This is a genomic window from Amycolatopsis sp. NPDC114505 (genome assembly GCF_055633615.1).
On sequence record NZ_JBVKDV010000002.1, the window covers coordinates 986,824 to 1,002,973 of the forward strand.

Here is a 16,150-nt window from a genome sequence, read left to right on the forward strand (position 1 = left end):
ACAGCACGCGTCGACAAAGTTGCTTACCGTCAGCAGAAGAACACGGTGCATCGCCGGGCCGCAAAGAGTTTCGATCGACTTTCGAGCCCATGTGCCCGCGCGAACGAAGGGGGAACTGCCGCCCTTATCCGCGACGCGCGTCGTCCAGGCGGCGGGCTTCGGCGGCCTGCTCGAACGGGGTGTCGCCCACCGGGTGGCGATCGCCCATGGCGGCGAACAACGCGGCCACCTTGACCGAGTCGTGGTGGGTGGCGAACTCGGCCAGCGCGGGGTCGGTGGCGGCCAGCACCTGCCGGAACCGGAGCTCGGCGAGCGGGCCGAGGCGGTCGTAGATCTGGAGGAAGACCTTCTGCGCGCGGTCGCGGGCCCAGTCGGCCGGCAGCAGTTCGGCGGGCAGATCGGGGTCGGTCTCGGGGAACCGGCGCCAGTCCACCCGCAGCTCGGTACGGGTGCGCAGCGCCTGCGCCGGGCTGATCAGGCCGGCGTCCAGGCCGGTGAGCACCTCTTCGTAGCGTTCGACGAACCGGTCGTACTCCCGGGCGAGGGGCTCGAGGTCGAACGCCGCGACCGGGCCGGCGGCGTCGCCGGGGACCTCGGTGGCGCGGAAGACCGTCGCGCTGCGGAGATCGAGCTCCCGCAGCGCGGTGAGCGCGGGGCCGGTCAGGTCGTGCGGGCTGACCCACACCCCGTCGTAGAGGGCGGCGAAGCGCAGGACCCGCAGCCGTGAACGCAGCGTCGTGCGCAGCCCGCGGTCCTGTTCCGGCACGGAGAACGCGACCACGGTCCACTGCCCGTCCCACTCGGGTGCGGTCGTGCCGAAGGTCAGCATCCGCTGGGTGCGCTCGATGATCACCTCGGACGTGCGCGCGGGGATGCCGTACGCCGTCGTCCGCCCGCTGCGCGACACGGTGAGCAGCCCGCGGGCGGCGAGGCGGCGGATCGCCGCCCGCGCGCTCGCCGGGCTGATGTCGAACTCGCCGAGCAGCTCCACCAGTGCGGCCGACGGGATGTGCTCGTCGCGCCAGTACCAGAAGTCGCCGAGCAGCGACGTCAGCAGCAGCTGGGGTTCGGCTCCCTGCTGGGAGCGAGGGAGCGGGCCCGAGGGTGTCGCTGTCATCGCGTGCCCACCGCCGGTGTCCATGGCCTCCATGGTGTCAGTGCGGTCCGGCCGGTCGCATCGAGGGGTTGAATCACGCGACACATCATGCGACGATCGGCACCCGATTAGCAACCTATTGCCTTCCGCAGGAAGTAACCGACATGGGTTTCTCACTTCGCCAATGGCGTCGAAGCACACTCGCCGCGGTCGCCGCCGGACTCGCACTGGCCGGCTGCACGGTCGACGACGGCGCGGCCTCGGCGCCCACGGCCGCGGCCCTGACCGCCGACGCGACGTTGCACGACCAGCTGCCGCAGGCGGTCAAGGATTCGGGTGTCCTCCGGTTCGCCGGCGACTCCCACCCGCCGTACCGCACCGTCGGCCCGGACGGCAAGACGGTCACCGGCATCGACCACGACTTCCAGCAGGCGCTCGGCCAGCTCCTGGGCGTGCGCACGGAAACCGCCGTCGTCAGCGGTCTCCCGGCCGCGCTGCAGGGCATGCTCAGCGGTCGCTACGAGGCCTTCAACGGGCCCGTCAAGGCCACCGCCGAACGCGAGAAGCAGTTCGACACCGTCACGTGGATGACCACCCGGACCTCGTACGTGATCCCCGCGGGCTCCGCCGCCGGCATCAAGCTGGCCGCCGACCTGTGCGGCAAGCGCGTCGCGGTGGTCACCGCGAGCGTCGTGGAGGACCAGCTCGCCAAGCTGTCCACCTTCTGCGAACGCGAACAGCGTGCGGCCGTGCAGGTGGTCGGGCTCGACGACACGAACGCCACCCTGCTCGCCGCCAAGTCCGGCCGGGCCGACGCCGCCGGGATGACCCAGGCCGCGGCGATCGACGTGACCACCCAGCAGAAGGGGCAGTACGAGTACGTGACGCAGACCGAGGAGCAGGGCGCCACGAAGGACAACCTCGCGCTGTACACCCCGAAGGCCGGCAAGCTCGGCCCGGTGCTGCAGAAGGCCTTCGAGGAGCTGTTCCGCAACGGCACCTACACGCGGATCATGCACCAGTGGGGCCTGGACGACGTCACGGTCCCGAAACCCCTGTTCGACGCGGCCTCCGCGAAATGACCGCGATGTCCACTGTGGAGGAGACGACGACGGCCGGTGACGACGTCGCCTCGGCACGCGGGCGGTTCCGCCCGCTGCGCTGGCTGTTCGTGCTCGTATTGGTCGTGCTCGTCGCGCAGCTGGTCGTCTTCCTGGCCGGCAACCCCCGGTTCCAGTGGGACGTCGTGGCGAAGTACCTCTTCGAGAAGAGCGTCATGGCGGGCCTGGGCACGACGGTGCTGCTCGCGGTCGCGGCGATGGTCCTCGGTTCGCTGGCCGGCGGGGTGGTCGCGGCGATGCAGCTGAGCGGGTTCGGGCCCGCTCGCTGGGTCGCGACGCTGTGGGTGGGGCTGTTCCGCGGCATCCCGCCGCTGGTGCAGCTGATCTTCTGGTTCAACCTCGCCTACCTGCTCCCCGAGCTGTCGATCGGTGTCCCCTTCGGCCCGGTGTTCGGGACCTGGGACGCCAACACCGTCATCACCCCGCTGACCGCCGCGGTGATCGGCCTGTCGCTGGTCGAGTCGGCCTACCTGGCCGAGATCTTCCGCGCCGGTGTCTCGTCGGTCGACCCCGGCCAGCGCGACGCGGCCCGGGCGATGGGCTACACCCCGGGGCAGACACTGCTGCGGATCGTGCTCCCGCAGGCGATGCGCGTGATCATCCCGCCGGCGGGCAGCCAGTTCATCAACGTGCTCAAGGGCACCGCGCTGGTGTCGGTCATCGCGATGTCGGACCTGCTGCACGCGGTGCAGGTCATCTACAACCGCACCTACGAGATCGTGCCGATGCTGCTGGTCGCCTGTTTCTGGTACCTGGTCGTGGTCACCGTCCTGACGGCGGGGCAGCGCCGGCTGGAGCGCCGGTTCTCCCGCGGCCACCGGGAGGTCCGATGACCGCGCCGGTGCTGCGGATCAGCGACGTCCGCAAGGAGTTCGGGCCGGTGACCGCGCTCGCGGGCGTCAGCCTCGACGTGCACGAAGGGGAAGCGGTCGTGGTGATCGGGCCGTCGGGCTCGGGCAAGTCGACGCTCGTCCGCTGCGCCCACCAGCTGGAGCCCATCGACGGCGGGGCGATGTACCTCGACGGCGAGCTGCTGGGCCACCGGCGCTCGCCGGGCGGCCTGCGCGCCCTGACCGAGCGGCGGGTCGCCGCCCAGCGCCGCCGGATGAGCATGGTCTTCCAGCAGTTCAACCTGTTCCCGCAGTTCACCGTGCTGCGCAACGTGACCGACGCGGCGATCCGCGTCCACGGGCGCAGCCGGTCCACTGTGGAGCGGGAGGCGCGTGAGCTGCTGGAGCGCATCGGCCTGGCCGGGCGCGAAGACCACTACCCGCGGCAGCTCTCCGGCGGGCAGCAGCAGCGGGTCGCCATCGCCCGGGCCGTCCTGGTCCGGCCGCGCGTCATGCTGTTCGACGAGCCGACCAGCGCGCTCGACCCCGAGCTGGTCGACGAGGTCCTGGCCGTGCTGCGGAACCTCGCGGCGGCCGGGACGACGATGGTCGTCGTCACCCACGAGATGGCCTTCGCGCGCGAGGTCGCCGACCGGTGCGTGTTCATGGAAGCGGGCCGGATCGTCGAGGAGGGGCCGCCGGACGAGCTGTTCGCCCGGCCCCGGACCGACCGGCTGCGGGCCTTCCTGTCCCGTCATCTGTCCGAAAAGGAGGGTGCTTCGTGATCACTGTCGGCGCCGTCGGCGACCTCATCCTGGACGAGCCGGACCCCGAGTCCTTCCTCGCCCCGGCCGCGCGGGTGCTGCGCGGGATGGACCTGGCGATCGGGCACGTCGAGGTGCCGCATTCGACCACCGCGGTCCAGCGCAGCACCGACGTCCCCGCGCCCCCGGCGGACCCGGAGGCGCTGAAAGCGGTGGCCGACGCGGGTTTCGCGGTGGTCACGCTGGCGGGCAACCACGTCTACGACGCCGGTGACGGCGGGCTGGCCGACACCATCGCCTACTCCCGCGCGGCGGGGATGGTGACGGCCGGGGCCGGACCGGACCTCGCCCAGGCCCGGCGCCCGGCGATCGTCGACCGCGGCGGCCTGCGCATCGGCGTGCTGTCCTACAACTGCGTCGGACCGCGCGACTCGTGGGCGACCTCCCGCAAGCCCGGCTGCGCGTACGTCCACGTCCTCACCCACTACGAGCTGGACCACGCGAGCCCGGGCGGCCCGCCGAAGATCTACACCTTCGCCGATCCCGACAGCCTGGAGGCGATGGCCGAGGACATCCGCGGTCTGCGCACCGAGGTCGACGTCGTGCTCGTGTCGCTGCACAAGGGCGTCGGGCACACCCCGGTGGTCGTCGCGATGTACGAAGGCCCGGTCGCGCGCGCGGCGGTCGACGCCGGTGCCGACGCGGTGTTCTCCCACCACCCGCACATCATGCGCGGCGTCGAGGTCTACAAAGGACGGCCGATCTACCACGGGCTCGGCAACTTCGTCACCGTCACCCACGCGCTGACGCCGGGAGCGGGTGTCGGCGCGGACGAGCTGCGCGCCTGGGCCGAGCGGCGGACGAAGCTGTACGGCTTCGCGCCCGATCCGGACATGCCGTTCTTCCCGTTCCACCCCGAAAGCCGCAACACCGCCATCGCCTTCTGCCGCTTCGACGAGACCGGCCTGCGCGAGGCGGGTTTCGTCCCGTGCTGGATCGACGTCCACGGCCGTCCGGTGCCGGTCGGCGGTACGCCGCAAGGTGACGCCGTGGCGAAGTACGTCGAGGACATCACCCGCGGTGCCCGCCTCAACACCCGGTTCACCGTCCGCGGCACGGAAGTGCTCATCGATCTTTCCGAGGGAGTTTCCCCATGACCGACCAGCCACTGGCCGGCCGCACCGTCATCGACCTGACGACCGCGCTCGCCGGGCCGTACGCGACCCTGCTGCTCGCCGGGCTCGGCGCGACCGTGATCAAGGTCGAGAACCCGGCCACGGGCGGGGATTCGTCCCGCAACAACGCGCCCTACGTCGGCCGCGACGGGCTGAACCTCGCCCGGCGGCACGAGGACGACCTGTCGGTGTCGATGCTGCTACGCGGCCGCAACAAGCTCAGCGTCACCCTCGACCTGAAGAACCCGCGCTCGCACGCCGTGTTCACCGACCTCGTCCGCGACGCCGACGTGCTGGTCGAGAACTACAGCCCGGGGGTCACCGACCGGCTCGGCATCTCCTACGAGGACGTCCGGGAGATCAACCCGCGTCTCGTCTACACCTCGATCAGCGGGTTCGGCGCCCAGGGTGGCCCGGGCTCGGGCAAGGCGATGGACTCGATCATCCAGGCGCTGAGCGGGGTCATGATGACCGCCGGAGAGCCGGACGAAGGCCCGGTCCGCTTCGGCCTGCCGATCGGCGACCTGCTGGCGCCGCTGTTCGCCGTGGTCGGCACGGTGTCGGCGCTGCTGCAGGCCGAGCACACCGGCGAGGGTCAGCGTGTCGACGTGTCGATGCTCGGCGCGCTGACCTCGCTGGTCGCGTGCGAGCCGTTCGACGCCTTCGACGCGGTCGGCCTGCCCCAGCGGACGGGGTCGATGGTGCCGCGGCTGGCGCCGTTCGGGATCCTGCCCGCTCTCGACGGCTACCTCGCGCTCTGCGCGCCGACCGACGCGTTCGCGCACGGGGTCCTCCGGGCGATCGGCCGTCCGGAGCTGGCCGGGGACGACCGCTACCGCACGCGCGACCAGCGGGTCGGCGCCGCCGACGAGCTGCACGACCTCATCCGCGAGTGGTGCCGGGTGCGGCCGCTGGCCGAGATCCTCGCCGCGTTCACCGCCGAAGGCGTCCCGGCCGCGGAAGTCCGGGAACCGCGTGACGCGGTGCGGGATCCGCTGGTCCTGGCGCGTGAGGAGGTCGTGCCGCTGCGGCACCCGCGCCACGGGGACGTCGCCGACCTGGCCGGCACCGGGGTGCCGATCCGGTTCTCCGCCGCCCGCGCCTCCCTCGACCGGCCCGCGCCGGGGCTGGGGGAGCACAACGAGCACGTCTACCGCGAACTGCTCGGCTACACCGAAGAGCAGCTGGCGGAGCTGGTGTCGGAGGCCGTGATTTGAGCGCCCCGGTCATCGGGTACGTCGGCGCGGACGTGCCGGTCGAGCTGATCACCGCGGCGGGCATGCTGCCGCTGCGGCTGACCGGGCAGCCGGGCGGGAACCACGCGCCCGGCGACCGCTACCTCGGTCGCGGGGTGGACCCGGTAGCCCGGTCGATCCTGACGCGGATCCTCACCGGCGACTACGGGCCGCTCGAAGCCATCGTCGTCTCCCGCGACTGCGAAGCGTCCTTGCGGCTGTTCTACGCCTTGCGGGAGCTGCACCGGGTCGAGCCGGCGCTGGGGTTGCCGCCGGTGCGGCTGGTGGACGTCCTGCACCTGCCGCACCACACGACCACGCGGTACGTCCACGCGAAGATCGCGCGGCTGCGCGAGTGGCTGGGCCGCTGGCACCCCATCGGCGACGACGACCTCGCCGCCGCCATCACCGCGCACGACACCCTCCGGCGGTCGCTCACCCGGCTCGCCGGCCTGCGCCGGGCGAACCGGCTGAGCGGCACCCGGTTCCTCGAGGTCGTCGCCAAGACCACTGCGCTGCCGGTCGCCGACGCCCTCGCGCTCGTCGACGGCGTGCCGGCCGATCCGCGCGAGACCGCGGGGGTGCGGCTGTTCCTCACCGGGAGTTCCCACGACTGCCCGGGCGTGTACGAAACGCTGGAGCGCCACGGTTTCCTGGTCGTGGGGGAGGACCACGACTGGGGCGAGCTGCTGTTCGCGCGCACGTGCGCGGCGCCGACGGAACTCGCGCTGGCCGAGCGGTACCAGCACAACGGCCCGGCCGCGCCGCGCGCGTCGATCCGGCAGCGCGCGGCGCACACCGCCGCGGCCGCTCGCGCTTGTGGAGCGGAGGTGCTCTTCTCGTACGCGCGCGTGAACGACGACGCGCCGCCGTGGGACTTCCCGGAGCAGCGCGCCGCGACGGGTCTGCGCGCGGTCCTGGCGGAGCGTCAGCCGTACGGCGAACTGACTCCCGAGGCGCTGGCCGCGCTGGTCCCGGCCGGAGCGGCGGCATGACCGCCCGGCTGGCGTCGGCGACCACGGCGACCGCCTACCAGCGCGAGTGGTTCGCCCGGGTGCGCGACGAGGGTGGTCCGCTGGCGCTGGTCAACGCGGACGCGCCGCAGGAGATCTTCCGCACGATGGGGATCCCGTACGTCGTCAACCAGTGGTGGGCCTCGATCGTCGCGGCGAAACGGCAGACCCAGCGCTACCTCGGCCTGCTGCGCGACCGCGGCTACCCCGACTACATCGAGCAGTACAGCGCCACTTCGCTGGCGTCGGCGTTCGAGGACGATCCCGATCAGGCGCCGTGGGGTGGCCTGCCGAAGCCGTCGATCGTGCTCGGCGAGACGACCGGCGACGCGTCCCGCAAGATCTTCGACGTCTGGGACGCGCAACCCGATGTCACCTACTACGCCTTGGAAAGCGCGGCGGAGGACACGGTCCCCGAGCGGTGGTGGGAGCTCATGCCCCACCGCTGGGAGGAGGCCATCGGGAGTGACCGGCTCGACCTGCTGACCGGCGAGCTGACCGGGCTGATCCGGTTCCTCGAGCAGACCACCGGCCTGGCGTTCTCCGAGACCCGGTTCCGCGAGGTCCTGGACCTGGTCAACGAGCAGCAGGAGTGGAACCGCCGCACCCGCGACCTGATCGCGGCCGCCCGGCCGTGCCCGATCGCGGTCACCGACGGCATCCCGAGCGTCATGGTGCCCCAGTGGCACCGCGGCACCGCATGGGCGCGGGACGCGGCGCGCGCGTTCCACGACGAGGTGCGCGACCGGATCGACGCCGGCGTCGCGGCGTGCCCGGACGAGCGGCTGCGGCTGATGTGGGTCGGTCGCGGGCTGTGGTTCGACCTCGAGTTCTACCAGCGGTTCCAGCGGTCGCACGGCGCGGTCTTCGTGTGGTCGATGTACCTGGCCATCGCCGCGGACGGCTACCTGCGCTACGGCGACGACCCGCTTCGGGCCCTCGCCGCCCGTTTCGCCGCCTTCGGCGACCAGCTGTACACCCCGCCGTGGTCGGCCGAGTGGTACGTCAAGGAGGCGCGGCACCACGGCGTCGACGGCGTCGTGCACCTCGTCTCCGACGACGCGCGCGGCAGCTACTTCACCACCCGGGCCCTGCGCGCCGCGGGCATCCCGGTGCTGGAGCTGCACGCCGACAACGTCGACGCCCGCACGGGCGACAGCCTGACCGCGCGGATGACCGCGTGGCTCGACAACCTGATCTGATCTGACCTGACTGTCCGGAAAGGACCTCATGGGTACCCGAATCACCGTGCTGGCCGCGGCTGTGGTCCTCGCCGCCGGTCTCCCCGCCACCGCCCACGCGGCCGACGCCGGACCACCCTGCCCGGGCTCGGCGAGGTGCGTCGACGGGCAGCTGACCGACGGCACGCCCTACGCCTTCGCCAAACCCGCCCGGTGGAACGGCGCGGTGCTGGTGGACCTCGACTTCGCCGCGGGCGGCCTGTCGAGCGCGCTCACCGCGAGCCTCCTCGGGCGCGGGTACGCGGTGGGCGGCACCACGCGCACGGTGACCGGCTGGAACATCGCGCAAGCCATCGACAACCAGGCCGCGGCGCTCGGGCGCTTCGAGACCGCGTTCGGCCCGGCCCGGTACGCGATCGCCGAAGGCCGCTCGATGGGCGGGATGGTCGCCGCCGGGGTCGCGCAGGTGCACCCCGGGCGGTTCGACGCCGCCGTCCCGATGTGCGGCGGCCTCGGCGGCGCGGTGGGGCAGTGGAACCAGAAGCTCGACACCGTCTTCACGCTCAAGACCCTGCTGTTCCGCGACACGGCGCTCCCCGTGACCGGCATCCCGGCCGATGTCCCAGGGAACCAGCAGCGGTGGATCTCGGCGGTGACGTCGGCCCAGGCGACGGCGGCGGGCAAGGCGCGGATCGCCCTCGCGGCGGCGATCGGCCAGCTGCCGGGCTGGGGCCTGGCCGCCGACGGCACGCCGACCCCGGTCCCGGCCGAGCACGACGCCGACGGCGTCGAGCAGGGGATGTTCCTGGCGCTCGCGGGTGGTCCGCTGCCGTACCTCGGGCAGGCGGTCAGCAGCCGCCGGGCGATCGAGCAGCTGGCGGGCGGGAACCCGTCGTGGAACACGGGAGTCGACTACGCGCGCCAGCTCACGAAGGCCGAACCGAGCCGGCAGAACACCGTGCGGCGGCTGTACGAGCGCGCGGGGCTCGACCTCCGTGCCGACCTCGCCCGGCTCGCCGCCGAACCCCGCGTGTCCGCGGATCCCGCGGCGGTCCGCTACCTCGAGCGGGGCATCGTGTTCACAGGCGAACTGCGGATTCCGGTGCTCACGGTCAACGGCACGGGCGACCAGATCTCGACCGTCGCCCAGCAGCAGTCCTACGGCGCTCTGGTCGACCGCGCGGGCAACGCGTCCCTGCTCCGGCAGACGTACGTCCGGACGGCCGGGCACTGCACGTACACGACGGGCGAACAACAGGCGGCGATCGACCGGACCCTGACCCGGCTGCGCACCGGGCACTGGCCCGAAACCACACCCCGGGAGCTGAACCGCCTGGCAGCCGAGGCGGACGGCGGGCCAGGACGCTACCTGCCCTACGCGCCGCCGCGGTTCAACCGGATGTACCCGTCTTGATTCGTCGCCGCTGTGACCACGTTCCAGTGCTCGATAGTGCGGACGTTCGGGCGACAAACCTGCCCCGAAGACCCCTCGGCCGCTTCGCCGTCCCAAGCCCGCCGCGGTCGGGTGTATGCCGGGGACGACACCATCCGGTTGCCGCTCGCGCGATCGCCGGATGATCGACGAGGGGGCGGGGGCGCCGTGGGGCGGACGACGTGCTGTGTTGTGGGAGGCGGTCCGGCGGGACTGGTGCTCGGACTGCTGCTTGCGAGAGCCGGGGTCGAGGTCACGGTGCTCGAGAAGCACGAGGACTTCCTGCACGACTTCCGCGGTGACACCGTGCACCCGGCGACCCTGCGGCTGCTCGACGAGCTGGGGCTGGGGCAGCGGTTCGCGCGGTTGCCGCAGACCAGGATCACCGAGGTCGTCCTGCCCGACGGGCACGGGGGCGTGCGGACGATCGGTGACTTCGCCGCGTTGCGCAAGTGGGGAGTCCCGCATCCGTACGTGGCGATCGTTCCGCAGTGGAACCTGCTGGACCTGCTCGCCGACGCAGCGAAGGCGGAGCCCGGGTTCCGGCTCGAGATGAGCGCCACGGCGACCTCGCTCATCCGCGAGCGCGGCCGGGTCGCCGGGGTCCGGTACCGCACGAAGGGTGAACAGGTCGACCGGGAGATCCGGGCCGATCTCACGGTGGCCTGCGACGGCCGGAACTCGGTGCTGCGCGCGGCGGCCGGGCTGGGCGTCACCGAGTTCGAAGTTCCGTTCGACACCTGGTGGTTCCAGCTCTCGCGCCGCGACGGCGAGCAGGTCGGCCGGCTGACCCGGCGGCCGGGCCGGGGACGGTTCGCGTTCGTCATCCCTCGCGAGGATTACTTCCAGATCGGTTATGTCGCGCGGAAGGGCACCGACAGCCGGTTGCGCGCCCGCGGAATAGCCGCGTTCCGCCGTGACGTGGCGGAACTCCTCCCGGAGTACGCCGACCGCGTCGGCGAGCTGGCCTCGATGGACGACGTCAAACACCTCGACGTCCGGCTCGACCGGGTGCGCCGGTGGCACGTCGAGGGCCTGCTTTGCATCGGGGACGCCGCCCATGCCATGTCTCCGGTGGGAGGTATGGGCATCAACCTCGCGGTCCAGGACGCCGTCGCTAGCGCGAGGGTGCTGGCCGGGCCCTTGCGCCGGGGCGCGGTCGGCGGCGCCGACCTCGCTCGCGTACGGCGCCGCCGCTTGCCGTCGTTGCTGGTGATCCAGACGCTGCAGCGCATCATGCACGCCGACCTCGCCGGACCGATCAAGTCCGGCGGGGCGGCCGGTCCGCCGGGCCGGATCTTGACCGCGGCCCAGCGGTGGCCGGTTCTAGGCACGCTGGCGGTGTACCTCGTCGGGGTGGGAGTGCGCCCCGAGCGAGCACCGGTGTTCGCCCGCCGCGCGGAAACCGAGGGAGATCGGTTCGCCGCTCCGACGACGTAGGTTCGGACGACGGGGCGCGAAGGCGACCGAGACCCTCGCGCGAGGTGGCCGCGGCACGCCCGTCGCCGTCACCGGAATGACGTGCCGCGGGATCCGGCCCTCGGGAACTCGGTCAGTCGAGGCCTTCGATGATGCGGAAGTCGCGCTCGGCGCCGTCGCCGAGTGCGGCCAGCGCCTCCTGGTAGGCCGCGCTCTCGCGCGCCGCGACGGCCTGCTCGAAGCTGTCGAACTCGATCAGGATGGTGCGCCCGGCGATGCCGGCTTCGTACGCGACGACCCGGCCGTCGCGGGCGAGGACCCGGCCGCCCCCGGCCTTGACGGCCAGAGCGGCCAGTTTGTTGTAGGCAGCCAGCTTCTCCGGGTCCGAAATGGAGCGGTAAGCGCTGACCCAGTAGCCCTTGGGCATGGAACCTCCAGTGTCGGGATGACCTTAACGGTGGGTCTCGGACGGGCGCCGGCGGGCGAGCGCGAGGCTCGTCAGCGTCGTGATCGTCATCGCGGCGATGCCGACCAGCGCCGCGGTGGTGTAGGCGCTGTCGTCGGGGAAGAGGTGGCCGGGGCCGCCGGCGAGGATGAGGCCGCCGATGGCGCTGCCCAGGGAGTAGCCGACGCTGCGGACGACGTAGTTGAAGCTCATGGCGCTCGACGTCTCGCTTTTGGGGGTGACGGCCAGGATGACGCCGGGCATCGCGGCCGAGAAGCCGCCGACGCCGAGGCCGAGCACGCCCATCGCGACGAACAGTTCGGCCAGGTCCGACCGGGCCACCGCGAACAGCGCGAACCCGCCGCCGACCACGACGGCGCTGCCGGCCAGGAGCAAGGGGTCGGCGACCCGCGTCCGGACCCGCGGCGTGAGCTTGCCGGCGACGAACCCCAGCACCGAGAACGGGATGAGGACCAGCCCGGCGACGAAGGTCGTCAGCCCGAAGCCGTAGCCGGCGCTGTGCGGCGTCTGCGCGTAGCGGGTGATGAGCGTGAGCAGGAGGTACATGCCGATCCCGCCGACGAACATGGCGAGGTTCGCCCCGGCGACCGCCGGGTGCCGCACCGCCCGCAGGTCGACCAGGGGTGTCGTGCTGCGCAGCTCGATGACGGCCCAGACGCCGAGCAGCACCACCGCGACGACGGCGAGGCCCGCCGCCGCGGCGAGGTGCCGGCTCCACAGATCCCGCTCGCCGGCGAGGAACAGCACCAGCAGCAGCGCGGCGGCCAGGACGACCGCGCCGGGAACGTCCACGCGGGCGGAGCGGCCTTCGGGGGCTTCGGGCATGGAGCGCCACGCGGTCAGGAGGGCGGCGGCGGTGACGAGCAGGCCGAGGCCGTAGGCGGCCCGCAGTCCGCCGAACTCGGCGAGCAGCGCGGCCAGTGGGTAGCCGACGCCGGCTCCGATGATGGAAACCACCGAGATCAGGGCGATCGTGGCCGCGCCGCGCTCCTCGGGGAGGTGGTCGCGGGCCACGCCCATCATCAGCGCCGTGAGACCGAGTCCGATGCCCTGTGCCGCCCGGCCGGCCAGCAGCCAAGCGAACGGTAGCGGCAGCACGGTGAGCGCGCTGCCGGCGACCACGATCGCCAGCGTGGCGAGGATCGTGGCCCGCCGGTGCGGACCGGCGCCGAGCCGGCCGAGGACGGGGGTGGCGACGGCGCCGCTGAGCAGCGCGATGGTCAGCGTCCACTGCGCGCTGCCGAGCGAGACGTGGAAGGTGGTCGCCACGCTGGTGATGAGCGGCGTCCCGAGGCTGGCGACCGCCGCCACGACCAGGGCGATGAAGATCAGGGCGGGGACCAGCAGCCGCGTCTTCACCGCGCCCCTGGTCACTGCTTCGGCCCTTCGCGGTCCTGGCTTTCGAGCTCGGCCAGGTGCTTCAGCGCCGGAAGGGCCGCCACCAGCGCCTCGACCTCGTCGCCGGTGAGCTCGCCGATCAACTGCTCGAACGCGCCGACGCCCGCCTGGCGCCGCGTCCGGACATAGGAGGCGCCGGCCTCGGTCAGGCACACGAGCGTGACCCGCTTGTCGGACGTGTCACCCCGCCGCTCGACCAGGCCGGCCTCCTCCATCACCCGGACGAGGGTGGTCATCGCGGGCTGGGTGACACCCTCGACGGCGGCCAGATCGGTGATCCGCCGCGGTCCGGTCCGGTCGAGGGTGGCCAGGGTGGCGGCGGAGGTCAGGCTCATGTCCCGGGGCAGACGTCGCGCGGCCCTGGTGGCCAGGCCGTAGAGGGCCGCCCCGATGGCGGCGGACGCGCCCGGGGCGGTGTCTCGACGGCTCATGCCCGAAGCATAGCAGGTTTACATTCATTGTTTATGTAAATGACGGTTCGACCGGTCGCGCCCGACGGCTAAACCGCGTCGAGGAGCTGCGCGTGGACCGCTGGTGTTCCCGGTGTCGCTCCGATGCCGCGCCCTGAGGGAGGAAGCGATCATGAAACGCTTGTTTTCGCTGCCACGGTGATGATGGCCCTGACGATCGTTGCCGCACCGGTCTCGGCGAACGCCGCCACGGCCACCGGGAACTTCTGCAACACCAGCCTGAGCAAGCACACCAGGCAACCAGAGCGGCGGGTACGACATCTGGTCCGGCGAGCACGCGTGCACCGCGTCCTACAACGACCGGGACTACGAGGTGGACGACATCAGCGGTGCCTCGTCGGCGTTCATCGACCGGTGCACCGATCTGACCAGCTGCCTCGCGACGAACTGGTCGGACCGGGCCAGCTCGTTCGTGCTCAGCTGAGGGGCGACGGGATCAGGCGGCGGCGCCGAACACCCGGACGAGGCTCTTCTCCGTGTCGGCACCGACTTTCTCGAACACGAGCTTCGTGAGCGGCGCCGCCAGCTTCGCCGCTCCCTGGAACTCGATCGTCGCGTGGTAGGTGATCGTCGTCGCCGATCCGTCGGCCGCGGTGAGGCCGATGTCGTCGGTGGAGGTCGCGGTGTCGTTGTGGCCCACGAAAACCACGCGGCCCGGCTCGAGCCGGGTCAGCTCGTAGGTCAGCTCCGTCTCGATGCCGGCGATCTTGGAGACGTTGCGCCATCGGGAGCCGACGTCGGCCGGGCCCGCGGTGAGGGGTTCGCAGGAAACCGTTCCGGGGTCCCATTCTTCGGCGTTGGCGAAGTTCTTCAGGTAGTCCAGCACTCGCTCCGGCGGTGCGGCGACGTCGAAGGTACGGGTCACATCGACCATGGTGGCTCCTCGCGTGGTGGGTGGTTCCGGCTCGGTCAGTCGGTGCGCTGACCGGGGCGGTCGACGTCGCCGCGCCACGCGCCGGTCTCGTGACCGTCGCGGGTTTCGATGAACTTCTTGAACCGGTCGAGGTCGCCCTGGACGCGGCGGTCGAGGATGCCGAGCTTGTCGGCGACGTTCTCGACGAAACCCTCCGGGTCGACGTCCATCTGGACGGTCACCCGGGTGCTGGTGTCGTCGAGGCGGTGCACGGTGACGACGCCGGCGTGGTCGGGGCCGGAGTCGGACTTCCAGGCGACGCGCTCGTCGGGGTTCTGCTCGGTGACCGTCGCGTCGAACTCGCGGGTGACGCCGGCGACGCTGACCGTCCAGTGGGTGTGCGTGGCGTCACGCTGCTCGATGTGGTCGACGCCTTCCATGAAGCGGGGGAAGTCGGCGAACTGGGTCCACTGGTTGTAGACCGTGGTCACGTCGGCCTCGACGTCGACGGACTTGGTGATCGTGCTCATACCGGGATCAGCTCCTCAAGGGTGCGGGGGAAAGGGTGTCTGCTGCCCGGCTACCCCTTGTGGCAGTCGACAAACACGGGAGCGCGGCGGCGTCGACGATCGCGTCGAGGCCGTCGCGCGCGAACTCGGCCCTTTCACCGGTGAGGGCTCGCCGGAGAAGCGCCGTGGTGATCGCTTCGTCGCCGGCCAGCGCCGGCCGGACGTGGGCCACCAGCTTGTCGAGCAGCGCCCGGGCCGGGACACGTCGCCCGGACAGGGGATCGACGCCCGGTCCGTGGATGCCGTGGCGGGCGGCGGTCCACAGCGCCGCGGCGGCGAGCTGACCGTCCACATCGGGCGCTTCGACGCCGCGGCCGAGGTCGTCGAGCGCGGTGCGGACCAGGGCGCGGGTGAGCGCGACCTGCAGGACTGCGTCGTCGACGGTCCGGGCGACGTCGGCGATCCGGACCTCCACGGTCGGGTGCACCGCCGACGGCCGGGCGGCCCAGAACGTCATCCGGTCGTCGACGAGCACGCCGCTGTCCACCAGGCGCCCGAGGCAGCGTTCGTAGGTGGCGAGGTCGCCGAAGCGCGGCGGGATGCCGCCACCGGGAAGCGGGGCCTGCTGGATCACGCGCCAGCTCTGGTGGCCGGTGTGCCGTCCGTGGTGGACGGCGGAGTTCCCGGACAGCGCGAGCAAAGTCGGCAGCCAGGGCCGCAGGTGATCGACCACGGCGACCGCGTGCTCCCGGTCGGGGACGCCGACGTGGACGTGGCAGCCGCAGGTCTCGTAGCCGGCGAGGACCCCTCGGTAGAGGTCACCGATGGCGCGGTGGCGCGGGCTGTCGGTCAGCCGGGGTGGGTCCCCGGCCAGCGGCGGCGTGCCGAGCGCCACGACGAGCGCGCCTTCCTCGCGGGCGGCCCCGGCCAGCGCCGCACGCTGGTCGTGCAGCGCGCGGCCGACGTCGCTCAGCTCGGTGTGCACTCCGGTGATCGCTTCGACCTGCGATTGGTACAGCTCGGGTACGAAGGTGCCGTCGCCGGGGAGCCGGGCGAGGATCGCCGTCGCCCGGGACGCCGGTCTTCGCGTGCGGGCGTCGACGATGAGGAACTCCTCTTCGACGCCCATCGTGGTGCCGGCTTTCATCCTCGGCCTCCTGGCTTGGCCGGGCCCGGAGCGGGGTACCC

16 protein-coding genes are annotated in these 16,150 nt (G+C 72.2%); 9 read left to right on the plus strand and 7 right to left on the minus strand.

What is annotated here, in order from left to right; genetic code table 11:
* Positions 1-124 precede the first annotated feature (124 nt).
* Positions 125-1,141 carry a PaaX family transcriptional regulator gene (locus ACZ7OU_RS22680; RefSeq protein WP_470256555.1) on the minus strand — a complete coding sequence of 339 codons (1,017 nt, stop codon included), beginning with the start codon at positions 1,139-1,141 and terminating at the stop codon, positions 125-127.
* 119 nt (positions 1,142-1,260) lie between these two features.
* Between ACZ7OU_RS22680 and ACZ7OU_RS22685 the strand changes: the two genes are divergently transcribed.
* From ACZ7OU_RS22685 to ACZ7OU_RS22725, 9 genes are all read left to right on the plus strand, one after another.
* Complete coding sequence (locus ACZ7OU_RS22685; RefSeq protein WP_470256556.1) at positions 1,261-2,178, plus strand: transporter substrate-binding domain-containing protein; 918 nt, start codon at positions 1,261-1,263, stop codon at positions 2,176-2,178.
* Positions 2,175-3,050, plus strand: coding sequence for an amino acid ABC transporter permease (locus ACZ7OU_RS22690; protein WP_470256557.1), 876 nt, complete (start codon positions 2,175-2,177; stop codon positions 3,048-3,050). Before ACZ7OU_RS22685 ends, ACZ7OU_RS22690 begins: the two co-directional genes overlap by 4 nt.
* Complete coding sequence (locus ACZ7OU_RS22695; RefSeq protein ID WP_470256558.1) at positions 3,047-3,832, plus strand: amino acid ABC transporter ATP-binding protein; 786 nt, start codon at positions 3,047-3,049, stop codon at positions 3,830-3,832. Before ACZ7OU_RS22690 ends, ACZ7OU_RS22695 begins: the two co-directional genes overlap by 4 nt.
* Entirely contained in the window at positions 3,829-4,968 is a 1,140-nt protein-coding gene (locus tag ACZ7OU_RS22700) for a CapA family protein (protein ID WP_470256559.1), read from the plus strand. Before ACZ7OU_RS22695 ends, ACZ7OU_RS22700 begins: the two co-directional genes overlap by 4 nt.
* A complete protein-coding gene (locus tag ACZ7OU_RS22705) occupies positions 4,965-6,203 on the plus strand; it encodes a CaiB/BaiF CoA transferase family protein (protein WP_470256560.1) in 1,239 nt (412 codons plus the stop codon). Before ACZ7OU_RS22700 ends, ACZ7OU_RS22705 begins: the two co-directional genes overlap by 4 nt.
* Positions 6,200-7,216, plus strand: coding sequence for a 2-hydroxyacyl-CoA dehydratase (locus tag ACZ7OU_RS22710; protein ID WP_470256561.1), 1,017 nt, complete (start codon positions 6,200-6,202; stop codon positions 7,214-7,216). The genes ACZ7OU_RS22705 and ACZ7OU_RS22710 overlap by 4 nt, the downstream gene beginning before the upstream one ends.
* Positions 7,213-8,436: a 2-hydroxyacyl-CoA dehydratase gene (locus ACZ7OU_RS22715; RefSeq protein WP_470256562.1), complete on the plus strand. Its 1,224-nt coding sequence runs from the start codon at positions 7,213-7,215 to the stop codon at positions 8,434-8,436. The genes ACZ7OU_RS22710 and ACZ7OU_RS22715 overlap by 4 nt, the downstream gene beginning before the upstream one ends.
* Positions 8,437-8,464: 28 nt before the next feature.
* The gene (locus ACZ7OU_RS22720; RefSeq protein WP_470256563.1) at positions 8,465-9,829 is read left to right on the plus strand and encodes a DUF6351 family protein; all 1,365 of its coding nucleotides are present in this window, start codon (positions 8,465-8,467) and stop codon (positions 9,827-9,829) included.
* Between the two features lie 186 nt (positions 9,830-10,015).
* Positions 10,016-11,287: an FAD-dependent oxidoreductase gene (locus tag ACZ7OU_RS22725; protein ID WP_470256564.1), complete on the plus strand. Its 1,272-nt coding sequence runs from the start codon at positions 10,016-10,018 to the stop codon at positions 11,285-11,287.
* A 112-nt stretch (positions 11,288-11,399) separates the two neighbouring features.
* Here the strand turns inward: ACZ7OU_RS22725 and ACZ7OU_RS22730 are convergent, their stop codons facing one another.
* The 6 genes from ACZ7OU_RS22730 to ACZ7OU_RS22755 form a co-directional block, all read right to left on the minus strand.
* Complete coding sequence (locus tag ACZ7OU_RS22730) at positions 11,400-11,693, minus strand: DUF1330 domain-containing protein (protein WP_470256565.1); 294 nt, start codon at positions 11,691-11,693, stop codon at positions 11,400-11,402.
* A 24-nt stretch (positions 11,694-11,717) separates the two neighbouring features.
* Complete coding sequence (locus ACZ7OU_RS22735) at positions 11,718-13,106, minus strand: MFS transporter (protein ID WP_470256566.1); 1,389 nt, start codon at positions 13,104-13,106, stop codon at positions 11,718-11,720.
* Positions 13,103-13,561, minus strand: coding sequence for a MarR family winged helix-turn-helix transcriptional regulator (locus ACZ7OU_RS22740; protein WP_470256567.1), 459 nt, complete (start codon positions 13,559-13,561; stop codon positions 13,103-13,105). The genes ACZ7OU_RS22735 and ACZ7OU_RS22740 overlap by 4 nt, the downstream gene beginning before the upstream one ends.
* A 475-nt stretch (positions 13,562-14,036) precedes the next feature.
* Positions 14,037-14,474 carry an SRPBCC family protein gene (locus ACZ7OU_RS22745; protein ID WP_470256568.1) on the minus strand — a complete coding sequence of 146 codons (438 nt, stop codon included), beginning with the start codon at positions 14,472-14,474 and terminating at the stop codon, positions 14,037-14,039.
* A gap of 35 nt (positions 14,475-14,509) precedes the next feature.
* Positions 14,510-14,983, minus strand: a complete 474-nt coding sequence (locus ACZ7OU_RS22750) for an SRPBCC family protein (RefSeq protein ID WP_470256569.1) — start codon at positions 14,981-14,983, stop codon at positions 14,510-14,512.
* A gap of 7 nt (positions 14,984-14,990) precedes the next feature.
* Positions 14,991-16,109 carry a carboxylate-amine ligase gene (locus ACZ7OU_RS22755; protein ID WP_470256570.1) on the minus strand — a complete coding sequence of 373 codons (1,119 nt, stop codon included), beginning with the start codon at positions 16,107-16,109 and terminating at the stop codon, positions 14,991-14,993.
* Between the last annotated feature and the right edge of the window lie 41 nt (positions 16,110-16,150).